Consider the following 25114-nt stretch of genomic DNA (forward strand, 5'->3'; position numbering starts at 1 on the left):
TCGTTTACCTGAAACTGGGATGGGGGAGGGCCAAGGGGTCTCACCGAGACCGCCTCCGAAAATCACCCCCGCCCTAACCGCGCCGCGATCGCCTCGACATCCTCGTCCGGCGTCACCACCAGCCATTCCCCCGGCCGACGCCCATCCACCAGCGTCACCGCATTCTTCGGGCACAGGCCTAGGCACTTGGTCTCGACCACCCCGACCGATGCCTTGCGCCCCTTGCCGAAAATCCGCTTGAGCGCCTTGGCCAGCGACGTCTTGCCCTTCGGCCCGAACCCGCCACCGACCTTTTTCGAGCATTTGCCACAAACCAGAACCGTCGCTTCCCAGTCCGCCTTGGCGCGACGGATCATTCGGGCTTCCAACTGCGCCGCTCCTCGGCGGCGCGCAGGACCTCATAAGCTGCCTGCACCTGCTGGAACTTGGTCGCAGCTTCCGGATCATTGGGGCGGATATCGGGGTGGTTCGCCTTGGCGAGACCACGCCAGGTCGCGCGGATCAGGTCGAACTCGGCATCCGGCTCCAGCCCCAGCGCATCCAGCGCACGCATCTCGTCGCGCGATCGGCTGCCGTCGCCCGGCCCGGCCCAGGCCTGGTGCTTGGACTGGGCATAGCCTGCGCTCGTCTGCCGTTCCGAGGCTTCGCGCGCGGCGGCTTCCTCGGCACTGAGGCCCTGAAAATAGTCCCAGCCGCGATTATACTCGGCGGCATGCGCCTCGCAGAAATACCAGCGGTCGGGGCTGTTGGGGGACTTGGGGGCGGGGCAATTGCCTGGTTGGTCGCAACCATGCCGGTCACAGATACGCACCGGCTTGGCCTCCCGCGACGCGCCATAGCTGCGCCAGCGGGGGAAGCCCCAGTCGTTGGATCGGGTAGAAGAACGCGCCACGTCGGCCGATTTAGGCGACTTGCGCGCCGGTGCAAGCGTCGACGCCGCGCTTTGCGGGACAGAGCCTTCAAATGCCCGCTGAATCGCTTGACCGACAATGGTTCCCTCGGTCATGAATTATCCGTCATCATATATTCATGTCCGTACCGGGCATATGCGGACGCCCAGTTTTGACAGGAGCCAGCGTGGCCCAAAGTCGTTCCTTCCTGGCCACCGCAAGAGCGGACATACCGGCCTCCATCGTGGTGGCGCTGGTCGCCCTGCCCCTCTGCCTCGGTGTCGCGGTCGCGTCGGGCGCCCCGCCCTTTGCGGGCATGATCGCCGGAATCGCGGGCGGTCTGGTCGTCGGCTTCCTCTCCAAGTCGCCCTTGTCGGTCGCGGGCCCCGCCGCCGGTCTGACCGTCATCGTGTTCGAGGCGATCGAGCGGCTGCCCAGTTTCCAGGTCTTCCTGTTGGCGGTGATGCTGGCGGGCATCCTCCAGCTGGCTTTCTCCTTCACCCGCGCGGGCGTGCTGGCCGAGTTCGTCCCCTCCTCGGTCATCACCGGCATGCTGGCGGCGATCGGCCTGATCCTGATCCTGAAGCAGATTCCCCATGCCATCGGCTATGACGGCGATTTCGAGGGGAGCTTCGAATATGCCAGCCGGGCGGGCGGCAACACCTTCACCGACCTGTGGACCAGCGTCAGCAACGATATCGCGCCGGGCGCGGTGCTGATCGGCGCGGTTTCGCTGGCCTTCCTGTTCTGGTGGGATCATGCCAAGCCCAAGCAGGGGCCGCTGCGGCTGCTGCCCGGGCCGCTGGTCGTCGTCGTCATCGGCGTGGTCGGCAACATGATCCTGGGTGCGATGCGTCCCGACTGGCAGCTGGCGGGCGCGCATCTGGTCCGCGTGCCGGTCGCGGGCAGCGCGTCGCAGTTCCTCGGCCAGTTCCAGCTTCCCGACTTCTCGGCGATCGGCATGGGCGCGGTGTGGACCACCGCGATCACGCTCGCCATCGTCGCCAGCCTGGAATCGCTGCTGAGCGTCAAGGCGGTCGACGAGCTTGATCCGCGCCGCCGCACCACCGACAAGAATTGGGAGCTGATGGCGCAGGGCGGCGGCAATATCGTCTCCGGCCTGCTCGGCGGCCTGCCAGTCACCTCGGTGATCGTGCGGTCGTCGGCCAATGTCGATGCGGGCGCGGAGAGCAAGCTGTCGACCATGCTGCACGCCACATGGCTGCTGATCTCGGTCGCGCTGATCCCGGTCGTGCTGAACCAGATCCCGCTGGCCGCGCTGGCGGCCGTGCTGATCGCCACCGGCTACAAGCTGTGCAAGCCCAAGCTGTTCACCGAGCGGTACAAGCAGGGGTGGAGCCAGTTCATCCCCTTCATCGTCACCATCCTGGCGATCCTGCGCACCGACCTGCTGATCGGCATCCTGGTCGGGCTGGTCGTCGGCTTCGTCTTCGTCGTGGCGCGCAACTTCCGTCCGGCGCTGACCTATGCCTATGACGATGGCGACTGCCTGATCCGGGCGCGGCGCAACCTGTACTTCATCCACAAGTACGAATTGCAGAAGTCGCTCGCCAAGGTGCCGGACGGTGCCAATCTGCTGATCGACCTGTCCTCGACCTCCTATGTCGACCTGGACAATGTCGACATCATCAACGCCTTCATCAAGGGCGCCGACTTCCGGGGCATCAGCGTGATCGTGCGCGGCGACATCGCCGAGCGGACCGCCCCGCTCATCAATGCCCCATCGACGGGAGTGCGCTACGCATGAGGGAATACAAGCAGCTCCTGCTCGCCAATAAGGCATGGGCCACCGAACTCCTCGAGGAGAAGACCGACTTCTTCCAGCGGCAGACGGTGGGGCAGAAGCCCGACTTTCTGTGGATCGGCTGTTCCGACAGCCGGGTGACGCCCGAGCAGATGACCATGACCCCGCCGGGCGGCATGTTCCTGCACCGCAACATCGCCAATCTCGTCCATGACGACGATCTGAACCTGTTGTCGGTCGTGCAATATGCGGTCGACGTGCTGAAGGTCCGCCATGTCATCCTGTGCGGCCATCATGGCTGCGGCGGGGTGCTGGCGACGCTGGAGGGCGGCACGCAGGGGCCGGTCGACCAGTGGCTGGGCAATGCCCGCGACGTGCTGCACCGCCACCGGGACGAGATCGACGCCCAGCCGGACCAGGCGTCCAGGGTCAACCGGCTGGTCGAGGTGAACGTGATGGAGCAGTTGCGCCACCTCGCCCGGCTCGACACGATCCAGAAGGCTTTTGCCGAGAAGCGCGAGCTATGGCTGCACGGCTGGGTCTACGACATTCGGGATGGGCATATCAAAACCCTGCTCGAGATCGACGCGAACACCGATCTCGACAGCCTGGCCCGGCCCGACAAGGTATTGGTGTAGGTTCCAATCAATGTTCATCTCAATGCCCCCTCGCCCTTCACAGAGGGGAGAGGGTTGCGCAGACTTGGTCTTTGCGAGAGCAAAGGCTTAGTCGGAGCTGGGTGAGGGGTGAGCGCTCGAAGAGCGCGCGAGCCGAAGGCTCGCTCGACCCCTCACCCAAGCTGCGCTAGCCAGCAGGGCTGGCAAGCTCCACTAACCCTCTCCCCTGTCCAGGGGAGAGGGATGAAGAAATTACGATCGATAACGGCCAAGCCGAGCCGATCACTTCGGCAACTGGAACCGGATACCGCTCACGCTGGCACCGCAGCCCAGCCCGCCATCGGGGCGATAGGTCTTTTCGTAGCGCATCGTGGTGAAGGCCTTTTCGGCCGCCTGCGAAAAGATGAAGGGTGGATAGCTGACCAGCGTCCGGGCATTGGCGACCCGGCCATCGGCGCTGATATCGAACTGGTTGCGCACCCAGCCCTCGAACCCCCAACGCTGCGCCTCTTGCGGAAAGGCGCTGCTGCCGGGGTAGGTCACGATCTTGGGCGTCGCATCCAGCGTCGCGCATTGCGATGCCGCCAGTCCGCTCTTCTCGAAGGTCTGGCGCGCCAGGGCCAGGTCGCCCTGCCGCTTGGCCGCCGAGGCCAGCCGGATCAGCGCGCCGACGCGCAGCGGATCGCGCGGATCCAGGCCCTTGTCGTCGACGACCTGTTGCAGATAGGGCCCAGCATATTTCTCGCCGGTGCGATCCGCGATCCACAGACGCAGCGCGGCGCGTGCCTGCGGGTCGTCGGCAAAGGGCTTTTGCGCCAGAAGCGGGCTCATGACGGCGGCATAACGCCCTGCCCCGCGCCAGTCGCGGTTGCGCCCCTCCTGCGCCGGAATGGCAAAGACCAGTTGCGCCAGGGCGGGCATGTCCGATGCGGCCGCCAGCGGCTGGGCCTTCGCGATCAGGGCGGCGCGATCATCACTGCCCAGCGTCGGATTTTCGAGCATCTGCGCGGCGGCGGCTAGGATGGCGGGCGCCTGCCCCTTGGCCTCGGCGGCGGCGAGCGCGGCGCGCTGCCGGGTCAGGGCCTCCGCGCCAACCGAACCGGACTTTGCCGGGGCCGCCACGCCCTTCTTCTCCAGCCATTCGGCAAAGCTGGCATTGACCGCATCGCCGATCGCGGGACGGCTATAGGCGGTCGAACAGCGCATCTCCAACCGGACATTGTACCGGAAGAAGGGCGGCAATTCCTTCAACTCCTCGGGCAACCACACCCATTCCCGGACCGCGCGGGCAAAAGCCAGTCCCTTGGCCCCGCCTCCGGAGGAATAGATGGGCTCGACACCGAAGACCGTCCCGTCGTCGCCGACGCTGAACTGGACCACGGCAACGTCTTCGGGCTTCAGATCGGTCTCGCCACCGCATTCGGGCGGGGCCATCATGCTGGCGGCCCTGAAGCTGCCCTTCGTCGAACGGCCCGCGCCCGTATAGGCCATATATTCGCGGGCGCTGTCCTCATGATGGGTCAGCAGCGCGGCGATGGCCGCATCCGAGCGGGCAGCGACGTCGCGGAGGTCGACCTTGTTCAGCGTCATGCCACCCAGCAGCGTCACGATCTTGGGCGCCATCCTGTTGGCGTCGTCCAGCCGCCCGGTGTTCATCGCCAGACGCAGACGTGCCTGCTCCAGCGCCGCTTGGTCGCCCTTGCTCAGCGTCAGCTTCTGCGCCAGCGCATCGGCCTGGGCGAGCGTGGCCTGCGCCTCGCCCGGATCGGTGAAGGTCTGGGTGCGTACGGTCGCTAGCAGCGCGGCCATCCGCCCGATATCGTCGGGGGACTCCGCCGCTGCCTTGCGATACTCGGCCGTGGCATCGGCATAGTCGAGCGATGCGGTCGCGATGCCACCCAGCTTCATATGTGCGGCGAACCGGTCCTCGGCCAGCGAGGGGTCCTTGGCGGGCAGCACGGCCAGACCGGCGCGGATCGCCGCCGCCGCGTCGTCGATCTGCCCCAGCCGGAATTGCGCGCCGCCCTTGCGGACCATCGCGATCGCCCAGGTCCGGCTGCCTGGCTTGACCTGCGCGAGGATGCGGTTCCATGCGGCCAGCGCCGCCGCCGGGTCCTGGCCCGCGTCGAGCGCGGTCGCGGCGTCATATTGCTGTTGCATGGTCTGAGCCGGAGCCGCCTGCTGCGCCATGGCCGCAGCGCCCGTCGCGACGATCAGTCCCGCCAATGTGGTCGTTACGAAATTCGTGCTGGTCTTCATGTCCCCGCGCCCTCCCAAGCCGAGTTTCGCGGGACGCTGCCCGAATTCGCGGGCGAAAGCCAGAGGGCCTGTAAGCCGGGTTCTGTCCACCGGCCAAGGCCGGATGGGCGACCATTCTTCTAGGACGATGCTTGCACATCGCCTCAAGCAACCAACCCGGATAGCGGGCGGGAACGCGCCCCGACGCCTTGCGGCGCCATGCCATCCCTATTCGGTCTTGCTCCCGGTGGGGTTTGCCATGCCGTTTCCGTTACCGGACCCGCGGTGCGCTTTTACCGCACCCTTTCACCCTGACCTGGCCGAAGCCGCGGCCGTCTGCTCTCTGTGGCACTGTCCCTGGGGTCGCCCCCGCCGGGCGTTACCCGGCACCGTTGTTCCGTGGAGCCCGGACTTTCCTCGCCCCCGGTTACCCGAGGCCGCGGCCGCCCGGCCCTCTGACTGCGGGCGGCTGTAGACGGATTGGGGATTAGGGCAAGGAGTTTGTGACGGGGCCGCCTTACGCCCCCTCAGTCATCCCCCTGCGGACGGGGCAGCAACAGCGCGAGCAGGATCATCCGGCACTCCGCATCGATCTCGCCATCGATCAACTCGGGCCGGAACCGCCGCTGGAACGCCATGATCGCCGCCATCCGGTCGGTCACGTCATAGCCGAACCGCTCCAGCGCCAGACAGAAGCCTGCCTCGGTCCACATCGGGTCCATCAGATTCTTGGTCGGGCGCGGCAGCGCCAGGCGCCGCCGGGCCAGCGCGCCCCAGGGGAACAACTCGCCCGGATCGCGCTTGCGGGCGGGCGCGATGTCGGAATGACCGACGATGTTGCCACGCGTGATGCCGTGCCGCTTCTGGATGTCTGCGACCAGCTCCATCACCGCCGCGATCTGTTCGTCGGGAAACGGGCGATAGCCCCAGTCATGGCCGGGATTGACGATCTCGATCCCGATGCTCGCCGAGTTCACATCCTCGATCGACCGCCAGTGCGAGCGACCCGCATGCCAGGCCCGCTCCGCCTCGTCGACCATGCGCAGCACGGTGCCGTCCTCGGCGACGAGATAATGGCATGACACCTTGGCCTCCGGATCGCGCAGTCGGGCGATGGCCGACTCCGCATCCTGCATCCCCGTATAGTGCAATACGATCATGCTGATCGGCAGGCTACGCGCGTCGAAATTCGGTGACGGCGTGTCGACGATCGTCATGCAACCTCCTGAACGACCCCGGTTCGTCCGCCCCTGTTAGCGGGAAGCCCGGCTCAAGGATATGGCTTCATGCACCGATCGGCGGATCGGCGACGTCGCTTTTCCGGTAGACACCGCGCCCGACCGAGGCGAGCTGGAACAGGTCGGTCTGGCCGATCACCGTTTCCCCGGCGCCCAGGATCAACATGCCGGTCGGCCGCATCGCCGACGCGATGGTGCGAAAGGCACGCTTCTTGGGCTCCGCCGCGAAATAGAGCATGACGTTGCGGCACAGCACAAGGTCGAACGATCCGCCGGGTGCCGGATCGATCGTCAGGTTCATCTGACGGAAGCAGATGTGGCGCAGCAATTCGGGCCGGGCCACCCATTCGTTGTTGGGCCGTCCTTCGAACCAGCGGACCATCTGGCGGACGGGCAGGCCGCGCTGCACCTCGAACTGGGTGTAGGAGCCGCTGCGCGCGCGGGCGATGGCGGCTTCGGATACGTCGGTCGCGATGATCTCGGGCATCGGCGTGCCGTGGGCCTGCTGGCGCTCGGCGAACATCATTGCCAGCGACAGGGGCTCCTGCCCCGTCGAGCAGCCCGCGCTCCAGATGCGCGCGCGGCGCCCGTCGCGCTCGACGTCGGCGACCGTTTCGAGAATATGCTCGAAGACGTGCGGATCGCGAAAGAACGAGGTTTCGCAGTTGACCAGCGCGTCGATCACGCGGCCCGCCAGCTGCGGATCGCGCCCGTCGAGGACGGCGCAGACCAGCTGGTCCAGCGTCTCCATCCGGCGCTCGCGCATCAGGGGCAGGAGTACCGTGTCGACACGGGTCGAGCGATGGCTGGCGATTTGCTGACCGGTCCGCGCCTCCAGAAGCGCACTGAGCACGGCGAGCGACTGGCCCGGCGAGGGAGAATGCGCCATCGCCATGTTACCGGGGCGGACGGGGCTGGCCGGCGTCCAGCTTGAGGCCAGGACCATCAGCAGGCCCCTCCCGCCGCGATCATCGCGCCGACCGCATCCGGGGTCATCACCAGATCGGCCAGACCGTCGGTCACGATCGCACCGGGCATGCCCCAGACGACGGCGCTGTCCCGATCCTGTGCAACGATAGTCCCTCCCGCGGCCTTCAACATCCTGGCTCCCTCCAGTCCGTCACGCCCCATGCCCGTCAATACGATACCCCAGGCCCGCTCACCCCATAACTCGGCCATCGACGCGAACATCGGATCGACCGAAGGCAGGCAGCCGCTGCGTGCTCGCTCATGCTTCAGCCGGATCGCCGCGCTGCCATCGGTCAGCCGGACGAAGGTGACGTGGGCATCGCCGGGGGCGACGAGGATCTCGCCGGGCCGGATGCGCATCCGGTCCTGCGCCATGACGCAGGGGCGACGCGCGACGGCGGTCAGCTGCGCCGCGAAAAAGGGGATGAAGGTGGCGGGCAGATGCTGCGTCACCACGATCGGGACCGTCATCGTTGCCGGAATGGGCGCCAGCAGCTTGGCGAGCGCATGGATACCGCCGGTCGAGGCCCCGATACCGATAATGTCGGGCAAAGACCGCTGGACGGCCGTGCGTGTCCGGCTGCTCACCGGCGCGACCGGCGCGGGGGCTGCTTGCGCGGGGCGGTCCATCGATTGGGCAAGCCCGTCGAGCTTCTGCAACAGGATGTCGCCGAACTCGGCCAGTCCCTGCGGCCGGGGCTTGTCGAGCGTGTCGGCCGCGCCGTGCGCCAGCGCCTGCACTGCCGCTGCGCCCCCAGCCGGGGTCGACGCCGAGACGATGATGACGCGGGCACCGCGCCCCGCCGTGATCAGCCGTGGCAGCGCGGTGATACCGTCGACGCCCGGCATCTCGACATCGAGCAGGATGATATCGGCCGCCTGATCGTTCAGAAACGCGAGCGCCGCCTCGACATGGGTGACGGCGCCGACCACGCGAAACCGCTCATGCGGTTCGATCTGGCGCGCGATCAACGCCCGGGCGACCGCCGAATCGTCGACGATCAGGACCCGTGTCGGCCCATCCTGTCCATGGGTGGACGGCGAAGCCTGGAGGGGGGGCAAGGGATGGGAACTCATGGCGCGGTCCTGGGCGCAGGTCCTGCCGGATCAGATCATGCCGACGAGCTGGAGCTTGCTTTCCAGCGTGTCGCGGTCGAACGGCTTCATGATATATTCGTCCGCCCCGGCATCGATCGCCGCGCGAATATGCGCCATGCCGTTTTCGGTGGTGCAGAAGACGATTCGCGGCCGCTGCGCCAGATTGGCGTCGCGCAGCGCGCGCAGGAAATCCATGCCGCTCATCACCGGCATGTTCCAGTCGAGCAGGATGACGTCGGGAACCTCCTCCAGACACGCCTCCAGAGCCTCGCGACCGTCGCCCGCCTCGCGAACCTGCAGGTCGAGCGTCTCCAATATATGGCGCGCGACCTTTCGGATCACCTTGGAATCATCGACGACGAGACAGGTTTTCATTCGGTACGCCCTATTCCTACCGGAGGTCTCAACGGGACCCGAGCTCCAAAATAACCCTGATAGGTAACGGCCGGGTTAATCGGTCAGGCAACCAGGGCGACCGGCTGCGGCACGAGCTTCGCCAGGTCGAGCACCAGCAGAGGCTCGCCGTTGCGAAACACCATCCCGTTGGCGGCGCGCGACCAGCGCCCGTCCTTGGGGGCGACATGCGGCATCGGGCGCATGTCGAACGTCTCGATATCGTCCAGCGCATCGACCAGCATGGCGTAATAATGGCCGTCCTGCCGGGTGATGACGGCGCGGCGGACATGCGAAGCGGTCGGCTCCAGCCCCAGCGCCCGGCGGGTATCGACGACGGTGATAACCCGGCTGCGCAGCGCGGTCAGCCCGCGCACCGACGGTTCGGCGCGCGGCACGGCCACGACCTCGCCGATATCGACGACCGAATCGACCTGGTCGGCGTCGAAGACCACGCCCTGCCCGGCGATACAGGCGATCAGGAACAACGGCATCAGCGGCCTCCCCGACGTGCATGACCCGCCAGCGCCGCGATCAGGGCGGAGCGGTCATAACGATAGATGCTGTCGCGATCGGCCAGCCCCTCCCGGTCGCGGCGCAGGCGCACCACCGGGGCCCCCGACGGCGCGGCGGCGACGGCATCCTCCTCCATCATCAGGCGGACGGACGGCACCTCCTCGCCATCGGGGCTGAGGGTGCAGCGATAGCCATGCGCCTCCAGCACGGGACGCAGGAACCGGTCCATCCATGGCGCGCCCGCACCGTCGAGCAGACAGAGCGGCGCGCCCAGGCTGGTGTCTACGACGTCGGAGTCGAGGAAGAAGACCAGCGGGTCGAGGATTTCCAGCGCGCGGCCCTCCCATACGGCGATGCCCAGCACCGGGCCGCTGGTGGCGGGCGCGATCTCGGCAGGCAGGTGGATGATCTCCAGCGCGCCGCCGATCGCATAGGCGCATTCGGTCTCGCCATCGGTCAGGCGCAGAACCTCGACCTCGCCATGCGCCAGCGCGTCGTCGAGCGCGGCCGAATCGACGTGATGAAGCGGCATGGTTGCCCCATCGACGATCAGGCGCATGCGACCGCCCGAGCGGTGGACGGACTCGGCGGTCGCCTTCTCGACGCGGTCGATCGCGCCCAGCGGGATGGCGCGGCGCGCCCCGTCCAGATCGTCGAACAACAGTGCGGGATTGGCGGTTTCCTGTGCGGCGGTTTCGTCGGCGGCGATAATATCCCGCTGGAAACGAAGCCCTGCCGCCTGCGCCAGGCCGCCGCTGTCGAGCAGCAGCATCGGCAGGCCGCTGTCGGGCAGCGTCTGCCCGGCATAAAGGCCGGAGCCCATCACCGCCGGTGCGGCGGGCTTGACCACCACTTCCTCGGTGTCGAGCACATCGTCGACGCCCAGCGCGTAATCCCCGTCGCGCGTGGACACGATCACCAGCGTCGACGGATCGCCCTGCCCGATCTCCAGGAAGGACCCGAGCGGCAGCATCGGCAGGCGGCGGCCGCGCACGGTCGCGACCCGGATGTCACCGACCGGATCGATGCGCGCCTGTTCGCCGCGCACCTTGACGATCTCCTCAATCGCCTGGCGGGCGATGGCGAAACGCTGGTCGGCGACCGCGACGATCAGGGTCGACATGATCGACAGGGTCAGCGGAACCCGGATGGTGATGACAAGGCCCCGGCCCGGCCGGTTGTCCAGTGCGATACGGCCGCCGACATGCTCGATATTGGCGCGCACCACATCCATGCCGACGCCGCGTCCCGACACCGCCGAAACCGTGTCACGGCTCGACAAGCCGGGCTCGAACACCAGCTTCAGCTTTTCGGCGGGGCTCATGCCCGCGACTTCGGCGACGGAGCGGACGTCGTTCTCGATCGCCTTGGCGGCGATGCGTGCGACATCAATGCCCGCGCCGTCATCCTCGATCTCGATCAGGATCTGGTTGCCCGACTGGCGCGCGGTGACGCAGATCTGCCCGGTCGGCGGCTTGCCCAGGCTGCGGCGCCGGGCGGGTGCTTCGATGCCATGGTCGATCGCGTTGCGGATGATGTGGACCAACGGGTCGCGCATCATCTCGATCATCTCGCGGTCGAGGTCGACATCCGATCCCTCAATGCGAAGGCTGACCGCCTTGCCCAGCTCGGCTGCCGTGTCGCGAACCATGCGGGGCAGCGCGGAGAACAGCCCGTCGATCTTCTGCATCCGCGTCCGCGTCACCGTGTCGCGCATATCGGCAACCGTCAGCGACAGCTGGTCGAGCGCGGCCTCGACACGCGGGTCGAGCACATCGTCGCGCAGCCGCCGGGCCAGCTCGTTGCGGGCCAGCACCATGTCGGACATGCCGCTCATCATCCGGTCGAGCAGATCGACGTTCAGCCGGATACTGCGCGGCGCGGCGCGAGGGGCGACCGCGATGCGGGCCGCCGGGGCGGGCGCAACCACCTCTTCGACCCGGGTCAACGCGGCGATCAGCGCGTCGTCATCCGAATCATCAAGCGCGACGTCGGCCGCAATCCCCTCGACCACCGCGCCGATCCGGTCGACGATGGCCAGCACCGCATCGACGAGCGCCGTGTCGGGCATCCGCTTGCCGTCGCGCGCGGCGGCCAGCACATCCTCGGCGGCGTGGCTCAGCTTCGCCAGGCGCGGCAGATCCAGAAAGCCGCAACTGCCCTTGACGGTGTGCACGAAGCGAAAAATCGCATCCAGTCGCGCACGGTCGCCGGGCGCAGCTTCCCACGCGACGATCTCGCTGGACAAGGCCTCCAGCGTCTCGCGTGTCTCGGCAATGAATTCCTGTAGCAGGTCGTCCATAAATCCCCGAGGGAGCCCCAGCTTCCCCGCTGAAGTCCGCTCCCTCTTGCCGCCACAAGATTAAAAGGGTGTTTAACCCGCGCGGATCGCCGCGCCCAGGATCATGGTGTTGGGCGCGGGTTCCGTCACCAGCGTCATGCCGCCCAGTTCGGTGGTCAGGGTGTGGATCAGGAAAGCAGGGGCGGTCCGCGACGCCAGCGGCTCGGTGCCCTGCCCCTCCATCAGGGTACGGCGGATTTCGGGATCGAGCAGGATGCGCGGCCCCTCGATCCGGATCGCGATCTCGATCGCCTCCCGGCCCGCCTCGGCACCGATGTCGATCGTGCCGCCGCGCGCCAACGCCTCGGTCGCGATCAGCGCCAGGTTCATCAGGATGCGCACCGCAGGCTTGGGCAGCGCGGGCGATTCGACCAGCCAGCCCAGCGTGGTGCGGCGATTGTCGACCAGCAGCCCCTCGATCGCGGCCTTCGCCTCGCTCATGTCCACCCGATCGGCAAAACCGCCGCCCGCGCCGAACGCCAGGCGAAAGAATTTCAGCTTGTTGGCCGAGGCGCGCGCGCTGTCCGCCAGCAATTCCATGCACCGCTCACGCATCGCCGGGTCGGTTTCATCGGCCAGCAGCTCCAGCCCGTTATTGAGCGCCCCCACCGGCGACAGGAGATCGTGGCACAATCGCGAACACAACAGGCTCGCGAAATCCACCGGGCTGATGGTCATGAAAAATCCCTCGACAAACTAGCCCTTTCTGACGCGGGCGTGCCTTCTGTGCAAGCAAGGCGAAGCGGATCGAAGCGCCCATGACGCTCACCCGCCGCCACCGCGCGCCAGGCGGTGACCGCTCCTCCCCCGGCGATCAGCCAGATATTGCCGTCGGGCGCGACGTCGGCGGCGTCGCGCGGCGAGGGTTCGGCACGCCCCGTGGGATGCGAATGATAATGACCGATCACCGCCGGACCACCATTCCGCGCGGCGCGGTGCGCGGCGATCAGCGCGGCCGGGTCGATCTCGAAACGATGGCTCGGTTCGGTCGCGACATTGTCGCAGGGGACCGCTTTCGCAACGTGATCGCCCTCCCCCAGCAACAATCCGCACACCTCATAATCGGGTGAAGCGGCCGCGCTTTTGCAAATCAGGTCCAGCGCATCGCTTGAAATCGTTACGGTCATGCCCAATTACCTAGGCTATGGACCGGGGGGTTTCCATCATCGATGCGCGGATCGCGCCCACAGCGGACGGCTGGCGGTTGGACCGCGCGCTGGCCGATGCGGTGCCGACTCTGTCGCGCGAACGGCTGAAGGTGTTGATCGCCAGCGGCGCGGTGACGCGCGACGGCGTGATGGCCCGCGACCCCGCCAAGCGGGCGGCTGGCGGCGATCTGTTCCAGGTCGCCGTGCCCGCCCCCCTTCCCGCGCATAACGAGCCGCAGGATATCCCGCTCGTCATTGCCTATGAGGACGAGCATCTGATCGTGCTCGACAAGCCCGCCGGGCTGGTCGTGCATCCGGCGGCCGGGAATTTCGACGGGACTTTGGTCAACGCGCTGCTCCATCATTGCGGCGGATCGCTGTCGGGCATCGGCGGCGTCGCGCGGCCGGGCATCGTCCACCGGATCGACAAGGACACGTCGGGCCTGATGGTCGCGGCGAAGACCGACCGCACGCATGAGGGGCTGGCCAAGCAGTTCGCGGCGCATTCGATCGACCGCCGCTACCGCGCGATCACCGGCGGCATCCCCCGCCCCGCCGACGGCACGGTCGACGCGCCCCTCGCGCGCAGCCCGCAGAACCGCAAGAAGGTGGCGATCGTGCAGGGCGGCAAGCGGGCCGTGACGCACTATCGCACCATCGAAAAGCTGAACAACGCCGCGCTGGTCGAATGCCGTCTGGAGACGGGGCGGACCCATCAGGTGCGCGTGCATATGCAATCGCTGGGTCACGCCTTGCTGGGCGACCCGGTTTATGGTAGAACAAAGGGTGCTCAAAAAGCCCTGCTCGATGAACTTGAATTCCGGCGCCAAGCCCTGCACGCGGCGCATCTGGGCTTTATTCATCCCATAAGCGGCAACGCTTTGGCGTTTGAGAGCCCGATGCCGCCCGACATGCAGGAACTGTTCAGTCGGCTTCACGTATAGCAGAAGACCGCCTCGCGCCCGCGATGGGCCGGACGGAATGACGCTCCAGAAAGGGAGATAAGGATCATGGCAAAAGGCAGCAACGTCCCGGCGACGATTCCTGCACTGGGCGGGGAGCAGTCGCTCAACCGCTATCTCGCCGAGATCAAGAAATTCCCGATCCTTGCCCCGGAGCAGGAATATATGCTCGCCAAGCGCTTTCAGGAGCATGGCGACCCCGAGGCGGCGGCCCAGCTCGTCACCTCGCACCTGCGTCTCGTGGCGAAGATCGCGATGGGTTATCGCGGCTATGGCCTGCCCACCTCCGAACTGATCTCGGAGGGCAATATCGGCCTGATGCAGGGCGTGAAGAAGTTCGAGCCGGATCGCGGCTTCCGCCTGGCGACCTATGCGATGTGGTGGATCCGCGCCTCGATCCAGGAATATATCCTGCGTTCGTGGAGCCTGGTGAAGATGGGCACCACCGCGGCCCAGAAGAAGCTGTTCTTCAACCTGCGCCGGATGAAGTCGAAGCTCGACGCGTTCGAGGACGGCGACCTACGGCCCGAGGACGTCACCAAGATCGCCACCGATCTGGGCGTCAACGAGGACGAGGTCATCAGCATGAACCGCCGCATGGCGATGGGGGGCGACACGTCGCTCAACGTCTCGATGCGCGAGGATGGCGAGGGCCAATGGCAGGACTGGCTGGCCGATGATGCGCCGCTTCAGGACAGTGTCGTCGCCGAGCAGCAGGAGGCGGATGTCCGCCACGACATGCTGGTCAGTGCGATGGACGATCTGAACGATCGCGAGAAGCATATCCTGACCGAGCGTCGCCTGACCGACGATCCCAAGACGCTGGAAGAGTTGAGCCAGGTTTACGGCGTCAGCCGCGAGCGCGTCCGCCAGATCGAGGTGCGCGCGTTCGAGAAGCTGCAAAAGGCGATGATGCGCATCGCCGGTGAAAAGCGGCTTCTGGCGGCCGCCTGAACATGACCGGCCGCACCGTCGTCATCGGCGGCGGCGCGGCCGGGATCGCGGCGGCACGCACGCTGCATGACGCGGGGTGCGAAATCCTGCTGATCGAGGCGGCGGACCGGCTGGGTGGGCGGGCGCACAGCGTCCGTTTGCCGACCGGCCATGTCGTCGATCATGGCTGCGGGTGGCTCCATTCGGCGGGGCGCAATCCCTGGACCGCCATTGCCGAACAGGCAGGCTTTACCATCGACCGCCGCTCGCCCAATTGGCAGGTCCAATGGAACGATCTCGGCTTTCCCCTCGACGAAAAACGCGCCTCTGGTGAGGCCTATGCCCGGTTCGAGGACGCGGCGATGGCCGCGCTCGACGGGCCTGATCGACCGTTATCCGACTTTGTCGACGCTCATGATCCCTGGCGGCCGATGATCGACGCGATCTCGGGCTATGCCAATGGCGCTTCGTTGGCCGAGGTGTCGCTGCATGACTGGGCGGCCTATGAGAATGCCGCGACCGACGACAATTGGGCGGTGGTCGAGGGCTATGGCACCGTCGTCGCACATCACGCCGCCGGACTGCCCGTCCGTACCGGCGTCACCGCGACGCGCATCGATCATCGCAACAAGACGATCCGCATCCGGACCTCGGCCGGTACGATCGAGGCGGATCACGTCATCGTCGCGGTTCCGACCCCGGTCCTGGCCGAGGGCAAACTCACCTTCGACCCGCCACTCCCCGCCAAGCGGGACGCCGCCGCCGCCCTTCCGCTCGGGATCGCCGACAAGGTCTTTCTGTCGGTCGAAGGCCCCCTGCCCTGGCCCGCCCATGCGCATCTGACGGGCAACCCGCACGAGCGCTGCACCGCCAGCCACCGCCTCTCGCCCTTCGGCTGGCCGATCGTCGAGAGTTTCTTCGGCGGCCCCTGCGCCGAGGCGCTGGAGGAAGACGGCGCGGCAGCGGCCTTCGCCATCGACGAGCTGGTGGCGTTGTTGGGCAGCGACTGGCGGCGGCGTTTGACCCCAATGGACGCGACGCGCTGGCGCCATGTGCCGCTGATCGGCGGCAGCTACAGCCACGCGAGGGTCGGTCATGCCGGGGCGCGCCAGACGCTGGCCGAGCCGATTGACGGCCGCTTGTTTTTCGCGGGCGAGGCGTGCTCTCATAACGATTTTTCGACCGCGCATGGCGCTTATAAGACCGGCGTGAGTGCGGCCCGATTGCTAATGGCCGATCGCTGCCACCACTAATCCCACCAGAAAAACCACCAGTCGGTCCGCATCAACTCGCTGGCGAATGCGGCCATCGATCCCAGCCCCTGATCGACGATATCGGGGCAATAGGCGTGGAGTTCGTGGGCAAGCTGCCAAGCCTGTTTTCGGTCCTTGGGACGGTTCCGAATGCGGACATTCATGGTGTCGCCGTTGAGCCCCGCCAGTTCCGCACCGAACCGCTCATTCCAGGATTGGAGTGCCGCCACGTGAAGCTCGGGCGCCGGGCAGGCATTCCAGCCACCCCAGTGTAGATAGGCGGGCACTTCCCAACTCTTGTCGGTCGGCAGGATCAGGATGTGCGCCTTTTCCAGCGGTCGCCCCGTCTGCAGCTCTTCCGCTGCCGTCAGCCCTGGTGGGGCCTCGTCCGAGGGCACCGGCCAATTGCTCGGAAGCGGTTCACCCTCCGTGGGTGGTGATGTCTCGGCCACCTTGTACAAGTCGGCAGGGAACCGGACCTTCGCCGCCGCCGCCAAAAGCTGCTCGACCGTGCCGACGGGTGCGCCCGACACTATGGGATCGTCGAAGCTGAACTGGTCGGCGATACGCTCCAGATCGGCGTCCCCACCGATCACGACGGGCCATCCCCGCTTCGCGGCCCGAAGCTTTTCCCACTCGGCCAGCGCCTTGGCCCCCGGAACCGTGACTTTCTCATAGCGAAGAAGCGACGCCATCGCCTGGGCGCGCATCGCTTGCGCCGCCGCCCGCGGATCGGGATCTGGCGGTGTCGGAACGTCCTGCGGCAAAGGCTCCCCCTTCCAGGCATTTCCGGCCAGCCCGACGGCGGCCAGCCCACCGATCAACAATCGCCGCGTCGGCTCCATATCACTTCCCCGAATACCCTCACAGCCATCATGCCATTGGCTCGGTGACGGGGATATGAAAAAGGCCCCGGCTTTCGCCGAGGCCCTTTTCCATTCCGTATTCCGGCCAAATTACCGGATCGGCGAATTCGGGTCCAGGCGCATATCCAGATACCGGTCCACCGACCCCATCAGCTCGGGCATTTCATGCTCGAAGAAGTGGTTGGCCTTGGGGATGGTGTCGTGATGGATAGTGATGTGCTTCTGGGTGCGCAGCTTGTCGACCAGCTTCTGGGTCGCCGCCGGGGTCGCGACCTCGTCGGCCTCGCCCTGGATGATGATGCCCGACGAGGGGCACGGTGCCAGGAAGGTGAAGTCGTACATATTGGCGGGCGGTGCGACCGAAATGAAGCCGCGGATTTCCGGGCGGCGCATCAACAACTGCATCCCGATCCATGCGCCGAAGCTGACGCCCGCGATCCAGGTGGTCGAGGCTTCGGGGTGGAAGCTCTGCACCCAGTCCAGCGCCGAGGCGGCGTCGGACAGCTCGCCGATGCCGTTGTCGAACACGCCCTGGCTCTTGCCCACGCCGCGGAAGTTGAAGCGCAGCGTGGCGAAGCCGCGCCGCTGGAAGGTCTTGTAGAGTTCCTGCACGATGCGGTTGTTCATCGTGCCGCCTGCGTTCGGGTGCGGGTGCAGGATCATGGCGACGGGCGCGCGCGGACGCGGAGCGGGAGCGAAACGGCCTTCGAGGCGGCCTTCGGGGCCAGGAAAAATGACTTCAGGCATCAAAACTCGCCGATCTGGATGCGCGCTGGTGGAGCGCCGGGAACGTTGCGCTATATAGGCCGACACGCCATTTTCGCAATTGTTCGATCATTTCCAGCGACGGAACAAGCCCTGCCCCCGCTTATGCAACGCCTCTATCTGGACCACGCCGCCACGACCCCGATGACCGAGGCGGCACGCGCGGCACTGACCCGGGGTTGCGCGATCTGGGCCAACCCCTCCTCCCCGCATGCCGAGGGACGCGCCGCCAAGCGCGCGCTGGAGGATGCCCGCGCCGCCGTCGCCCGGTCGCTCGGCTGGAGCCATGAGATCCTGTTCACCAGTGGGGCCAGCGAATCGCTGGCGATCGCACTGACCCGCGCCATGGCCGAGCGACGCTTGGTCGGGGCCATCGACCATGACGCGGTGCTGCGCGCGGCACCCGACGCCATCGTGATGCCGGTCGGGCCGGACGGCGTACTGCGCCTGCCCGACCTGAGCGGCACCCGCGCGATCGTGACGGTGCAATGGGCGAACAGCGAAACGGGCGTGCGCCAGCCCATCGCGCAACTGGCCGAGGCCATTCATGCCGCCGGACATATCATGCTGGTCGACGCGGCGCAGATGCCCGCTGGCGCCGATCCGGACGTGATCGAGCATGCCGATCTGGTCGCCCTGTCGGCGCATAAGCGCGGCGGGCCGCCGGGGATCGGTGCGCTGCTGGTCCGCGATCTCGCACTGCTGGAGCCGACCGGCGGCCAGGAGCGCGGCTATCGCCCCGGCACCGAGAATATGCCGGGCGTGCTCGCCTATGCCGCCGCGCTGGCGGAACCGGAACCGGACCATGACGAGCTTCGTGCGCATCTGGACGATGCGATCCGCCGCTCGGGCGGGACGGTGGTGGCGGACGAAAGCCGCCGCCACCCGGCCATCGCCAGCTATCACATGCCCGGCAAGCCCTCCGCCGCGCAGCTGATCCAGTTCGACCTCGCACAGATTTCGGTGTCGGCGGGCAGCGCCTGTGCGAGCGGCAGCCTGAAGCCCAGCCATGTGCTGGCCGCGCTCGGCTGGGACGTAGAGGCGGGTCGCGAGGTGGTGCGGGTCAGCTTCGGCCGGACGACGACGCGCGAGGATGTCGACCGCTTCGTCACCGCCTGGCGGGCGATCGCGCGGGGGCGGCAGGTCGCATGATCTATCTCGACTATCAGGCGACGACCCCGCTCGCGCCCGAGGCGTTGAAAGCGATGCTCCCCTGGCTGGAGCAGGGCCATGCCAACCCCCATTCCCCCCACCGCGCCGGGCGACAGGCGCGCGCGGCCGTCGAAGTGGCCCGCGATCAGGTTGCGGCGCTGCTCCCCTCCGGCGGGCGGGTGGTGTTCACCAGCGGCGCGACCGAAGCGCTGAACTGGGCGATCAAGAGCACCGGCGGCGGCATTGCCACGACCGCGATCGAACACGCCGCCGTGCTCGACACCGCCGCCGCAACGGGGCGGCCGCTGACGCTATTGCCGGTCGATGGCGAGGGTCTGGTCGCGGCAGACCCTGACGACATCGACAAGCCCCTCCCCTTCAGGGGAGGGGTTGGGGTGGGGCCTTGCCACGGGGCGCACGCTTGTGGGGGCCCCCCACCCCCGGCCTCTCCTTTGAAGGGGAGCGGCGAGTCCAGCTCATGTCATCCCGCTACGTATCCTCTTGCAGAACGCACGGGCCTGGTTGCCGCGATGCTGGTCAACAATGAGGTGGGCACGATCCAGCCCATCGCCGCGCTGGCCGATGCCGCGCACCGGGCGGGCGCCGTGATGCTGTGCGATGCAGTCCAGGGTTATGGCCGGGTCGGCATTCCCGATACGGTCGATCTGGTCGCCATCTCGGCCCACAAGATCCACGGCCCCAAGGGCGTCGGCGCGCTGTGGATACGCGACGGCATCACCCTGCCCCCGCTGCTGCATGGCGGCGATCAGGAGGGCGGGCGTTCGGGTACGCTCAGCCCCGCCCTGTGCGCCGGGTTCGGCGCGGCGGCGCGACTGATGGCGGTGCGGGCCGAAGAGGATGCCGCGCATGTCGAACGGCTCTGGTCGCTCGCCGTCGAAAGACTGGGTAGCGGATGGTCGATCAACGGATCGGTGGAGCAGCGCTATCACGGCAACCTCAATGTCCGCCGCGACCGGCTGGACGTCGCGCGGCTGATGTCCGACTGCCGCGACATCGCCTTTTCCGCCGGGAGCGCCTGCGCCAGCGGATCGGGGCGGCCCAGCCATGTCCTGACCGCGCTCGGGCTGAGTGACCGTGAAGCCAAATCCTCGATCCGCATCGGTTTCGGCCGCTACACCACCGAGGCGGAACTGATGCAGGCGATCGACCGGATCAACGCCGCCACCAAGGCGCAGGGCCTATGATGACGCTGACCTTTCAAGCCCCCGATGGCAGCACGACCTTGGCCGACGCCCAGCCGGGCGAGACGCTGCTCCGCGTTGGGCAGCGTGCCGGGCAACCACTGGAAGGCACGTGCGGTGGGCAGATGGCCTGTGCGACCTGCCATGTCCTGATCCCCCCGGAATATCTCGCTCACCTCCCCGCGCCATCGGCGGAAGAGGAAGACATGCTCGATCTGGTCCCCGACGCCACCCGCTCCAGCCGCCTTGCCTGCCAGATCGTTGTGACCGAGCAGCTGGCCGATATGGCAGTCCGGCTTCCCTGAACCGTTGATAACAAAGGGGTTCAGGGATCGATCATCGGCGATTCGCCATTCTTCTCCCATGCTCGCCGACAGGCGGGATTACCGGGAGTAAAGCGTTATGAAACTTCTTGCTGTCTTGGGCGCCGGTCTGATCGCTGTATCGGGTGTCGCCGCTGCCGCCCCCGCCGAAGCCGCTCCGCACGACCGCTGGGGCCGGGGTCCGGGTTGGGATCGCGGGCCGGGCTGGCATCATCGCGGTCCGGGTTGGGACCGTGGTCCCGGCTGGCATCGCGGTGGTCCCCGCTGGGATCGTGGTCCCGGCTGGCGCGGTCCGCGCGGCCCCCGTTACGCCTATGGCTATGACCGTCCGCGCGTGACCTGCCGCTGGGTGCGCACCTGGAACGGGCCGCAGCGCCAGTGCTTCAACACCTATCGCTGAACGAAAAGTTCGTCACGGATGGGGCCGGTGGGATAAGGACTTGATCCCCCGGCCCCGTTTCGCCATATGCGCGGCGGGAGTCGGGCGGACGTAGTCGTCGCCAACCCGGTCAGGTCCTGACGGAAGCAGCCGTAACGATTTCGCTGCGGGTCGTTCCGGCTCCCACCCTCCGCACATCTTGGCTATCCAAGGCACAGCTGGCATTGCCCGCATGTGTGTCGGCTATCACACGATTATACCTGACGACGCGCGCCCGAGCCCCTATGTTGCTCCGCGATGATTTCCCTCACCCCGACCATCCAGACCCGTCATGGCTGATTCGTTCGACTTGGGCGAACCGCCCCAGCCTTCCCAGACGCCTGCAAAAGCCGAGGCCTACCGCGTCCTCGCACGCAAGTACCGGCCACAGACCTTCGAGGCGCTGATCGGGCAGGATGCGATGGTCCAGACGCTGGGCAATGCGATCAAGCGCGACCGGTTGGCCCATGCGTTCCTGATGACCGGCGTGCGCGGGGTCGGCAAGACGTCGACCGCGCGGCTGATCGCCAAGGCGCTGAACTGTGTCGGTCCCGACGGCACCGGCGGCCCGACCATCAGCCCGTGCGGGCAATGCGAACCCTGCCGCGCCATCGCCGAGGGCCGCCATATCGACGTAATCGAGATGGACGCCGCCAGCCATACCGGCGTCGACGACGTACGCGAGATCATCGAGGCGTCGCGCTATGCCGCCGTCTCGGCGCGTTTCAAGATCTACATCGTCGACGAAGTGCACATGCTCTCCAAGAACGCCTTCAACGCGCTGTTGAAGACGCTGGAGGAGCCACCCGCCCATGTGAAATTCCTGTTCGCGACCACGGAAGTGAACAAGGTCCCGATCACCGTCCTGTCGCGCTGCCAGCGTTTCGACCTGCGGCGGATCACCGCGGACAAGCTGGCCGCCCATTTCGCCGACATCTGCGTCAAGGAAGGCGTCACCGCCGAGGACGAGGCGCTGATGCTGGTCGCCCGCGCGGCGGAAGGTTCGGCACGCGACGGCCTGTCGATCCTGGATCAGGCGATCGCCCATGCCGATCTGGAGGGCGGTGGCGTCACCGCAGGCGCGGTGCGCGAGATGCTGGGCCTGTCGGATCGCGGCGCGGTGCGCGACCTGCTCGGCCTGATTTTGAACGGCGACGGCGCGGGGGCGCTGGCCTCGCTGCGGCGGCAATATGATTATGGCGTCGATCCGCAATCGGTGCTCCGCTCGCTGCTGGAGACGGTGCACGGCATCACCCTGACCAAGGTCGGCACGCCGCCCGACGCGGCCCAACCGCTGGAGGAGCGCGCCGCGCGCGAGGAATGGGCGGGCTCGCTCAGTTTCCCGGCGCTGCACCGGCTGTGGCAGCTGTTCCTGAAGGGCCATGACGAAGTCGCACGCGCCGCCTTGCCGATCGAGGCGGCCGAAATGGCGCTGCTCCGCGCGATCCATGCCTCTAGCCTGCCCGATCCGGGCGAGTTGGCGCGGCAGATCCGCGACGGCGGCGTGTCGGCACCCGGCGCCCCGGCGGTGATGCATCAGGCGGCCCCCGCAGCGGCCCCGGTCGCCATCGCCCCGCCCCCTCCGCCCGCCGAGCCCGAACCACCCAAGCTGCCCGACAGCTTCGTCGCGATGATCGACCGGCTGGACGATATGGGGCAACTCGCCTTGGCGGCGCGGATGCGCCACGGCGCGCGTCTCGTGCGTTATACTCCGCCGGAGATGGTGTTCAGCGGATCGCGGCCGATCGCGGCCGATACGTTGAGCGAACTGGTGGCGGCGCTGAAGACGGCGACGGGCCAGAACTGGCGCGTCACGCTGGAAGACGTCCCCGGCCAGCCGACCCTGCACGAGCAGCAGGTCGCCGCCGAGGAAGCGATCAAGACCGCCGCGTGGGAATCGGACATGGTCCGCGCCGCGCGAGAGGCTTTCCCCGAGGCCGAATTGATGGAATGGCCCGGCAAACGCAGTGTGAACGGAGCATGATGTGAAGAATCTCGACGAAATCCTGGCCATGGCCCAGAACGTCCAGAACGAACTGGAAAAGGCGCAGGCCAATCTCGACAATATCGAGGTCGAAGGCGTCTCGGGCGGTGGCCTGGTCAAGGTAAAGGCCTCGGCCAAGGGCCGGATCATCGGCATCACCATCGACGACTCGCTGATGCAGCCGTCGGAAAAGGGCATGCTGGAAGACCTGCTGGCCGCCGCGATCAACGACGCGCGGACCAAGGCGGATGCCGCCTCGGGCAGCGAAATGTCCAAGATGACCAGCGGCCTGCCGCTGCCGCCGGGCTTCAAGTTGCCCTTCTGATCCGGCCTCGTTCGTTTCGGGAACGGTATGTCGGCTTTGGCGTTGCTTCCTCCATCAAAAATAGGAGGGAATGTCATGGCCGATGAACGCGTTACCGAGACTTATGGCAATCAGCAGCCGCACACCACGGTGATCGAGCGCCGCAGCGGTGGCGGCGGCATGGCGATCGCCATCATCCTGTTGATCGCCGTGCTGGTCGGCGGCTTCTATCTCTTCAGCCGGGGCGGCGCGGAAAATCGCCGCGACGCCGCCGTGACCTCCGCCGCCAAGAGCGTCGGCGACACTGCCAAGAAGGCGGGCGACGCGATTTCCGGCGACGCCAAGTAAGGCGATCCGCTACCGGCCGGGCGGGTCTCGTTCGGCCGGTGGCATTGCTGGTGGATCGATCTCCGCATCCGGATCGGTTAGCCGCTTCAAGACCCTTGTCCCAAAGGTCAGGGGATCGCGTCCGCCGCCATAACCGGCCTCACGCGCCTCGGAATGCGAACAGCGCCTCTGGCCCGCGAACATCCCGCAAGGGCCCGCGCCTCCCAGGATCTGCGTACCGCTGAGGCCCGCTCCGGCACCGTCCGCCTCCCATCCCTTTTCCCGGACGGAAGCGGGTATGCGATAATGTTCGCTGGCGTTGCGACGCCCGCAGACAACGACCTCAGCCTGATCGGGCATGCAGTCCGTCTGCGGAGTGATACGCGGCAGGGACATGGCCGATGGCGCAGCTTGCAAGAGCATCAGGAGGCCGATCACTGCGCTCATTCATAAATTCCCCTAGAGGGGGCTGAGGGTGCTTTGGGATCGTGGCTTTTGCAGGGCGGTTTGCCGTCGGTCATGGCGTGGGGCGACCAGCCCTCCCCCATCCCCTCCCGCCTGCGGGAGGGGCGTGTTCCGGGAATCTGATACGCACGACCGCATGCTTTTTGGGTCGTTGATCCGACTAAAGCACGCCCCTCCCGCAAGCGGGAGGGGATGGGGGAGGGAAAGATGTCTCACCGAGACTCCCACCCTTACGAAATACAGGTATCCAGCCCCTGCCGCCGCACCACCCCCACATAACGCGCGATCACATTGCCGTGCTTGCGCACGAACCCGGTCGGCGCCACCGCCGCGCGCTTCTTCGGCAGCGGCAGGACGGCGGCGATCCGCGCAGCCTCGGTCGGTGAGAGATGCGAGGCGTCATGCCCGAAATAGCGCATCGCCCCGGCATTGGCGCCGTACGTCCCGATGCCAGTCTCTGCGATGTTGAGATACACTTCCATGATCCGCCGCTTGCCCCACAGCGTCTCGATCAGGAAGGTGAACCAAGCCTCGAACGCCTTGCGGACGTACCCGCCATTTTGGAACAGAAAGGCGTTCTTCGCGGTCTGCTGGCTGATCGTCGAGCCGCCGCGGATGCGACCGCCCTTGGCGTTGCGATAGGCCGCACTCGCCATCGCCTTGAAGTCGAAGCCGTTATGCGAACAGAAGCGCGCATCCTCGCCCGCGATCGCGGCGCGCGCCATGTCCGGGTCCATCTCGGACAGCGGCATCCAGTCCTTGGTCACGCCATGCCCGCCGATCACGTCCCCCAACATGGTGAAGGTGATCGGCGGCGGCACGAAGCGGTAGATTCCGACCCAGACGACACTGACGATCACAAAGGCGAGCACGGCCTTCAGGGCCCAGCGAGCGATGCGCAACATGGGCGGGGTCCTTAGCGGGGTTTGGCGCACGCGTCACTCGCT

Annotated in this window: 26 protein-coding genes and 2 other RNA genes; 13 read left to right on the forward strand and 15 right to left on the reverse strand. The window is 67.0% G+C overall.

The window, feature by feature from the left end; all coding sequences use genetic code 11:
- Positions 1-62: 62 nt before the first annotated feature.
- Both ACQR50_RS11695 and ACQR50_RS11700 read right to left on the reverse strand, forming a co-directional pair.
- Positions 63-356, reverse strand: coding sequence for a (2Fe-2S) ferredoxin domain-containing protein (locus ACQR50_RS11695; RefSeq protein ID WP_428968451.1), 294 nt, complete (start codon positions 354-356; stop codon positions 63-65).
- Positions 353-892: a J domain-containing protein gene (locus tag ACQR50_RS11700; RefSeq protein ID WP_056434533.1), complete on the reverse strand. Its 540-nt coding sequence runs from the start codon at positions 890-892 to the stop codon at positions 353-355. The genes ACQR50_RS11695 and ACQR50_RS11700 overlap by 4 nt, the downstream gene beginning before the upstream one ends.
- Before the next feature lie 185 nt (positions 893-1077).
- Between ACQR50_RS11700 and ACQR50_RS11705 the strand changes: the two genes are divergently transcribed.
- Both ACQR50_RS11705 and ACQR50_RS11710 read left to right on the forward strand, forming a co-directional pair.
- Positions 1078-2658, forward strand: coding sequence for a SulP family inorganic anion transporter (locus ACQR50_RS11705; RefSeq protein WP_428968452.1), 1581 nt, complete (start codon positions 1078-1080; stop codon positions 2656-2658).
- Complete coding sequence (locus ACQR50_RS11710) at positions 2655-3293, forward strand: carbonic anhydrase (protein ID WP_428968453.1); 639 nt, start codon at positions 2655-2657, stop codon at positions 3291-3293. The genes ACQR50_RS11705 and ACQR50_RS11710 overlap by 4 nt, the downstream gene beginning before the upstream one ends.
- Positions 3294-3554: 261 nt before the next feature.
- Here the strand turns inward: ACQR50_RS11710 and ACQR50_RS11715 are convergent, their stop codons facing one another.
- The 10 genes from ACQR50_RS11715 to ACQR50_RS11760 all read right to left on the reverse strand — a co-directional run bounded on the left by ACQR50_RS11715 (position 3555) and on the right by ACQR50_RS11760 (position 13192).
- Complete coding sequence (locus ACQR50_RS11715) at positions 3555-5531, reverse strand: energy transducer TonB (RefSeq protein ID WP_428968454.1); 1977 nt, start codon at positions 5529-5531, stop codon at positions 3555-3557.
- Between the two features lie 55 nt (positions 5532-5586).
- Positions 5587-5969, reverse strand: an RNA gene (gene rnpB / locus ACQR50_RS11720) — RNase P RNA component class A.
- 68 nt (positions 5970-6037) lie between these two features.
- Entirely contained in the window at positions 6038-6727 is a 690-nt protein-coding gene (locus ACQR50_RS11725) for an N-acetylmuramoyl-L-alanine amidase (protein WP_428968455.1), read from the reverse strand.
- A gap of 67 nt (positions 6728-6794) precedes the next feature.
- Positions 6795-7694 (reverse strand): CheR family methyltransferase, encoded by a 900-nt coding sequence (locus ACQR50_RS11730; RefSeq protein WP_428968456.1) that lies wholly within the window; start codon positions 7692-7694, stop codon positions 6795-6797.
- Positions 7694-8794, reverse strand: a complete 1101-nt coding sequence (gene cheB / locus ACQR50_RS11735; protein WP_428968457.1) for a chemotaxis-specific protein-glutamate methyltransferase CheB — start codon at positions 8792-8794, stop codon at positions 7694-7696. Before cheB ends, ACQR50_RS11730 begins: the two co-directional genes overlap by 1 nt.
- 30 nt (positions 8795-8824) lie before the next feature.
- Positions 8825-9190 (reverse strand): response regulator, encoded by a 366-nt coding sequence (locus ACQR50_RS11740; RefSeq protein WP_428968458.1) that lies wholly within the window; start codon positions 9188-9190, stop codon positions 8825-8827.
- Between the two features lie 83 nt (positions 9191-9273).
- Complete coding sequence (locus ACQR50_RS11745) at positions 9274-9702, reverse strand: chemotaxis protein CheW (RefSeq protein WP_428968459.1); 429 nt, start codon at positions 9700-9702, stop codon at positions 9274-9276.
- The gene (locus ACQR50_RS11750; RefSeq protein ID WP_428968460.1) at positions 9702-12026 is read right to left on the reverse strand and encodes a chemotaxis protein CheA; all 2325 of its coding nucleotides are present in this window, start codon (positions 12024-12026) and stop codon (positions 9702-9704) included. The genes ACQR50_RS11745 and ACQR50_RS11750 overlap by 1 nt, the downstream gene beginning before the upstream one ends.
- Positions 12027-12098: 72 nt before the next feature.
- Positions 12099-12743 (reverse strand): histidine phosphotransferase family protein, encoded by a 645-nt coding sequence (locus ACQR50_RS11755; protein ID WP_076716835.1) that lies wholly within the window; start codon positions 12741-12743, stop codon positions 12099-12101.
- Positions 12740-13192: a M67 family metallopeptidase gene (locus ACQR50_RS11760; RefSeq protein WP_428968461.1), complete on the reverse strand. Its 453-nt coding sequence runs from the start codon at positions 13190-13192 to the stop codon at positions 12740-12742. Before ACQR50_RS11760 ends, ACQR50_RS11755 begins: the two co-directional genes overlap by 4 nt.
- A gap of 17 nt (positions 13193-13209) precedes the next feature.
- On the opposite strand from ACQR50_RS11760, the gene ACQR50_RS11765 reads away from it, so the two are divergent.
- The 3 genes from ACQR50_RS11765 (at position 13210) to ACQR50_RS11775 (ending at position 16361) form a co-directional block, all read left to right on the forward strand.
- On the forward strand, positions 13210-14157 hold the full coding sequence (locus tag ACQR50_RS11765) for an RluA family pseudouridine synthase (RefSeq protein ID WP_056433985.1): 948 nt from the start codon (positions 13210-13212) through the stop codon (positions 14155-14157).
- Between the two features lie 66 nt (positions 14158-14223).
- Positions 14224-15129: an RNA polymerase sigma factor RpoH gene (gene rpoH, locus ACQR50_RS11770; RefSeq protein WP_007404166.1), complete on the forward strand. Its 906-nt coding sequence runs from the start codon at positions 14224-14226 to the stop codon at positions 15127-15129.
- Between the two features lie 2 nt (positions 15130-15131).
- Positions 15132-16361: a flavin monoamine oxidase family protein gene (locus ACQR50_RS11775; RefSeq protein WP_428968462.1), complete on the forward strand. Its 1230-nt coding sequence runs from the start codon at positions 15132-15134 to the stop codon at positions 16359-16361.
- On the opposite strand, the gene ACQR50_RS11780 is transcribed toward ACQR50_RS11775, so the two are convergent.
- Together ACQR50_RS11780 and ACQR50_RS11785 are read right to left on the reverse strand one after the other, a co-directional pair.
- Positions 16358-17206, reverse strand: coding sequence for a DUF4253 domain-containing protein (locus ACQR50_RS11780; protein WP_428968463.1), 849 nt, complete (start codon positions 17204-17206; stop codon positions 16358-16360). The two genes, ACQR50_RS11775 and ACQR50_RS11780, sit on opposite strands and share 4 nt — an antisense overlap.
- Positions 17207-17317: 111 nt before the next feature.
- Positions 17318-17974: an alpha/beta hydrolase gene (locus tag ACQR50_RS11785; RefSeq protein WP_042483786.1), complete on the reverse strand. Its 657-nt coding sequence runs from the start codon at positions 17972-17974 to the stop codon at positions 17318-17320.
- 123 nt (positions 17975-18097) lie between these two features.
- Here ACQR50_RS11785 and ACQR50_RS11790 point away from each other — a divergent pair, with 123 nt between their 5' ends.
- The 8 genes from ACQR50_RS11790 to ACQR50_RS11825 all read left to right on the forward strand — a co-directional run bounded on the left by ACQR50_RS11790 (position 18098) and on the right by ACQR50_RS11825 (position 23723).
- Positions 18098-19144 (forward strand): cysteine desulfurase family protein, encoded by a 1047-nt coding sequence (locus ACQR50_RS11790; RefSeq protein WP_428968464.1) that lies wholly within the window; start codon positions 18098-18100, stop codon positions 19142-19144.
- Positions 19141-20349: a cysteine desulfurase family protein gene (locus ACQR50_RS11795; RefSeq protein ID WP_428968465.1), complete on the forward strand. Its 1209-nt coding sequence runs from the start codon at positions 19141-19143 to the stop codon at positions 20347-20349. Before ACQR50_RS11790 ends, ACQR50_RS11795 begins: the two co-directional genes overlap by 4 nt.
- Positions 20346-20651: a 2Fe-2S iron-sulfur cluster-binding protein gene (locus ACQR50_RS11800; protein ID WP_076716844.1), complete on the forward strand. Its 306-nt coding sequence runs from the start codon at positions 20346-20348 to the stop codon at positions 20649-20651. Before ACQR50_RS11795 ends, ACQR50_RS11800 begins: the two co-directional genes overlap by 4 nt.
- 97 nt (positions 20652-20748) lie before the next feature.
- Entirely contained in the window at positions 20749-21069 is a 321-nt protein-coding gene (locus tag ACQR50_RS11805; protein WP_201780558.1) for a hypothetical protein, read from the forward strand.
- 72 nt (positions 21070-21141) lie between these two features.
- Positions 21142-21239: signal recognition particle sRNA small type (ffs, locus tag ACQR50_RS11810), an RNA gene on the forward strand.
- A gap of 140 nt (positions 21240-21379) precedes the next feature.
- Positions 21380-23071: a DNA polymerase III subunit gamma/tau gene (locus ACQR50_RS11815; protein ID WP_428968466.1), complete on the forward strand. Its 1692-nt coding sequence runs from the start codon at positions 21380-21382 to the stop codon at positions 23069-23071.
- Between the two features lies 1 nt (position 23072).
- Positions 23073-23396 (forward strand): YbaB/EbfC family nucleoid-associated protein, encoded by a 324-nt coding sequence (locus ACQR50_RS11820; protein WP_058718319.1) that lies wholly within the window; start codon positions 23073-23075, stop codon positions 23394-23396.
- A 75-nt stretch (positions 23397-23471) separates the two neighbouring features.
- A complete protein-coding gene (locus tag ACQR50_RS11825) occupies positions 23472-23723 on the forward strand; it encodes a hypothetical protein (RefSeq protein ID WP_428968467.1) in 252 nt (83 codons plus the stop codon).
- 674 nt (positions 23724-24397) lie between these two features.
- Here the strand turns inward: ACQR50_RS11825 and mtgA are convergent.
- Complete coding sequence (mtgA, locus tag ACQR50_RS11830; RefSeq protein ID WP_428968468.1) at positions 24398-25072, reverse strand: monofunctional biosynthetic peptidoglycan transglycosylase; 675 nt, start codon at positions 25070-25072, stop codon at positions 24398-24400.
- Between the last annotated feature and the right edge of the window lie 42 nt (positions 25073-25114).

Origin of the sequence: Sphingomonas sp. Xoc002 (assembly GCF_050408055.1) — a bacterium.
GTDB classification, from domain to species: domain Bacteria; phylum Pseudomonadota; class Alphaproteobacteria; order Sphingomonadales; family Sphingomonadaceae; genus Sphingomonas; species Sphingomonas yabuuchiae.

Bases quoted from the DNA above. Each gene is read 5' to 3' on its own strand.
- ACQR50_RS11695 (WP_428968451.1), bottom strand. From the start codon at position 356: ATGATCCGTCGCGCCAAGGCGGACTGGGAAGCGACGGTTCTGGTTTGT.
- ACQR50_RS11710 (WP_428968453.1), top strand. From the start codon at position 2,655: ATGAGGGAATACAAGCAGCTCCTGCTCGCCAATAAGGCATGGGCCACC.
- ACQR50_RS11715 (WP_428968454.1), bottom strand. From the start codon at position 5,531: ATGAAGACCAGCACGAATTTCGTAACGACCACATTGGCGGGACTGATC.
- ACQR50_RS11725 (WP_428968455.1), bottom strand. From the start codon at position 6,727: ATGACGATCGTCGACACGCCGTCACCGAATTTCGACGCGCGTAGCCTG.
- ACQR50_RS11730 (WP_428968456.1), bottom strand. From the start codon at position 7,694: ATGGTCCTGGCCTCAAGCTGGACGCCGGCCAGCCCCGTCCGCCCCGGT.
- cheB (WP_428968457.1), bottom strand. From the start codon at position 8,794: ATGAGTTCCCATCCCTTGCCCCCCCTCCAGGCTTCGCCGTCCACCCAT.
- ACQR50_RS11740 (WP_428968458.1), bottom strand. From the start codon at position 9,190: ATGAAAACCTGTCTCGTCGTCGATGATTCCAAGGTGATCCGAAAGGTC.
- ACQR50_RS11745 (WP_428968459.1), bottom strand. From the start codon at position 9,702: ATGCCGTTGTTCCTGATCGCCTGTATCGCCGGGCAGGGCGTGGTCTTC.
- ACQR50_RS11750 (WP_428968460.1), bottom strand. From the start codon at position 12,026: ATGGACGACCTGCTACAGGAATTCATTGCCGAGACACGCGAGACGCTG.
- ACQR50_RS11755 (WP_076716835.1), bottom strand. From the start codon at position 12,743: ATGACCATCAGCCCGGTGGATTTCGCGAGCCTGTTGTGTTCGCGATTG.
- ACQR50_RS11760 (WP_428968461.1), bottom strand. From the start codon at position 13,192: ATGACCGTAACGATTTCAAGCGATGCGCTGGACCTGATTTGCAAAAGC.
- ACQR50_RS11765 (WP_056433985.1), top strand. From the start codon at position 13,210: ATGGACCGGGGGGTTTCCATCATCGATGCGCGGATCGCGCCCACAGCG.
- rpoH (WP_007404166.1), top strand. From the start codon at position 14,224: ATGGCAAAAGGCAGCAACGTCCCGGCGACGATTCCTGCACTGGGCGGG.
- ACQR50_RS11775 (WP_428968462.1), top strand. From the start codon at position 15,132: ATGACCGGCCGCACCGTCGTCATCGGCGGCGGCGCGGCCGGGATCGCG.
- ACQR50_RS11780 (WP_428968463.1), bottom strand. From the start codon at position 17,206: ATGGAGCCGACGCGGCGATTGTTGATCGGTGGGCTGGCCGCCGTCGGG.
- ACQR50_RS11785 (WP_042483786.1), bottom strand. From the start codon at position 17,974: ATGCCTGAAGTCATTTTTCCTGGCCCCGAAGGCCGCCTCGAAGGCCGT.
- ACQR50_RS11790 (WP_428968464.1), top strand. From the start codon at position 18,098: ATGCAACGCCTCTATCTGGACCACGCCGCCACGACCCCGATGACCGAG.
- ACQR50_RS11795 (WP_428968465.1), top strand. From the start codon at position 19,141: ATGATCTATCTCGACTATCAGGCGACGACCCCGCTCGCGCCCGAGGCG.
- ACQR50_RS11800 (WP_076716844.1), top strand. From the start codon at position 20,346: ATGATGACGCTGACCTTTCAAGCCCCCGATGGCAGCACGACCTTGGCC.
- ACQR50_RS11805 (WP_201780558.1), top strand. From the start codon at position 20,749: ATGAAACTTCTTGCTGTCTTGGGCGCCGGTCTGATCGCTGTATCGGGT.
- ACQR50_RS11815 (WP_428968466.1), top strand. From the start codon at position 21,380: ATGGCTGATTCGTTCGACTTGGGCGAACCGCCCCAGCCTTCCCAGACG.
- ACQR50_RS11825 (WP_428968467.1), top strand. From the start codon at position 23,472: ATGGCCGATGAACGCGTTACCGAGACTTATGGCAATCAGCAGCCGCAC.
- mtgA (WP_428968468.1), bottom strand. From the start codon at position 25,072: ATGTTGCGCATCGCTCGCTGGGCCCTGAAGGCCGTGCTCGCCTTTGTG.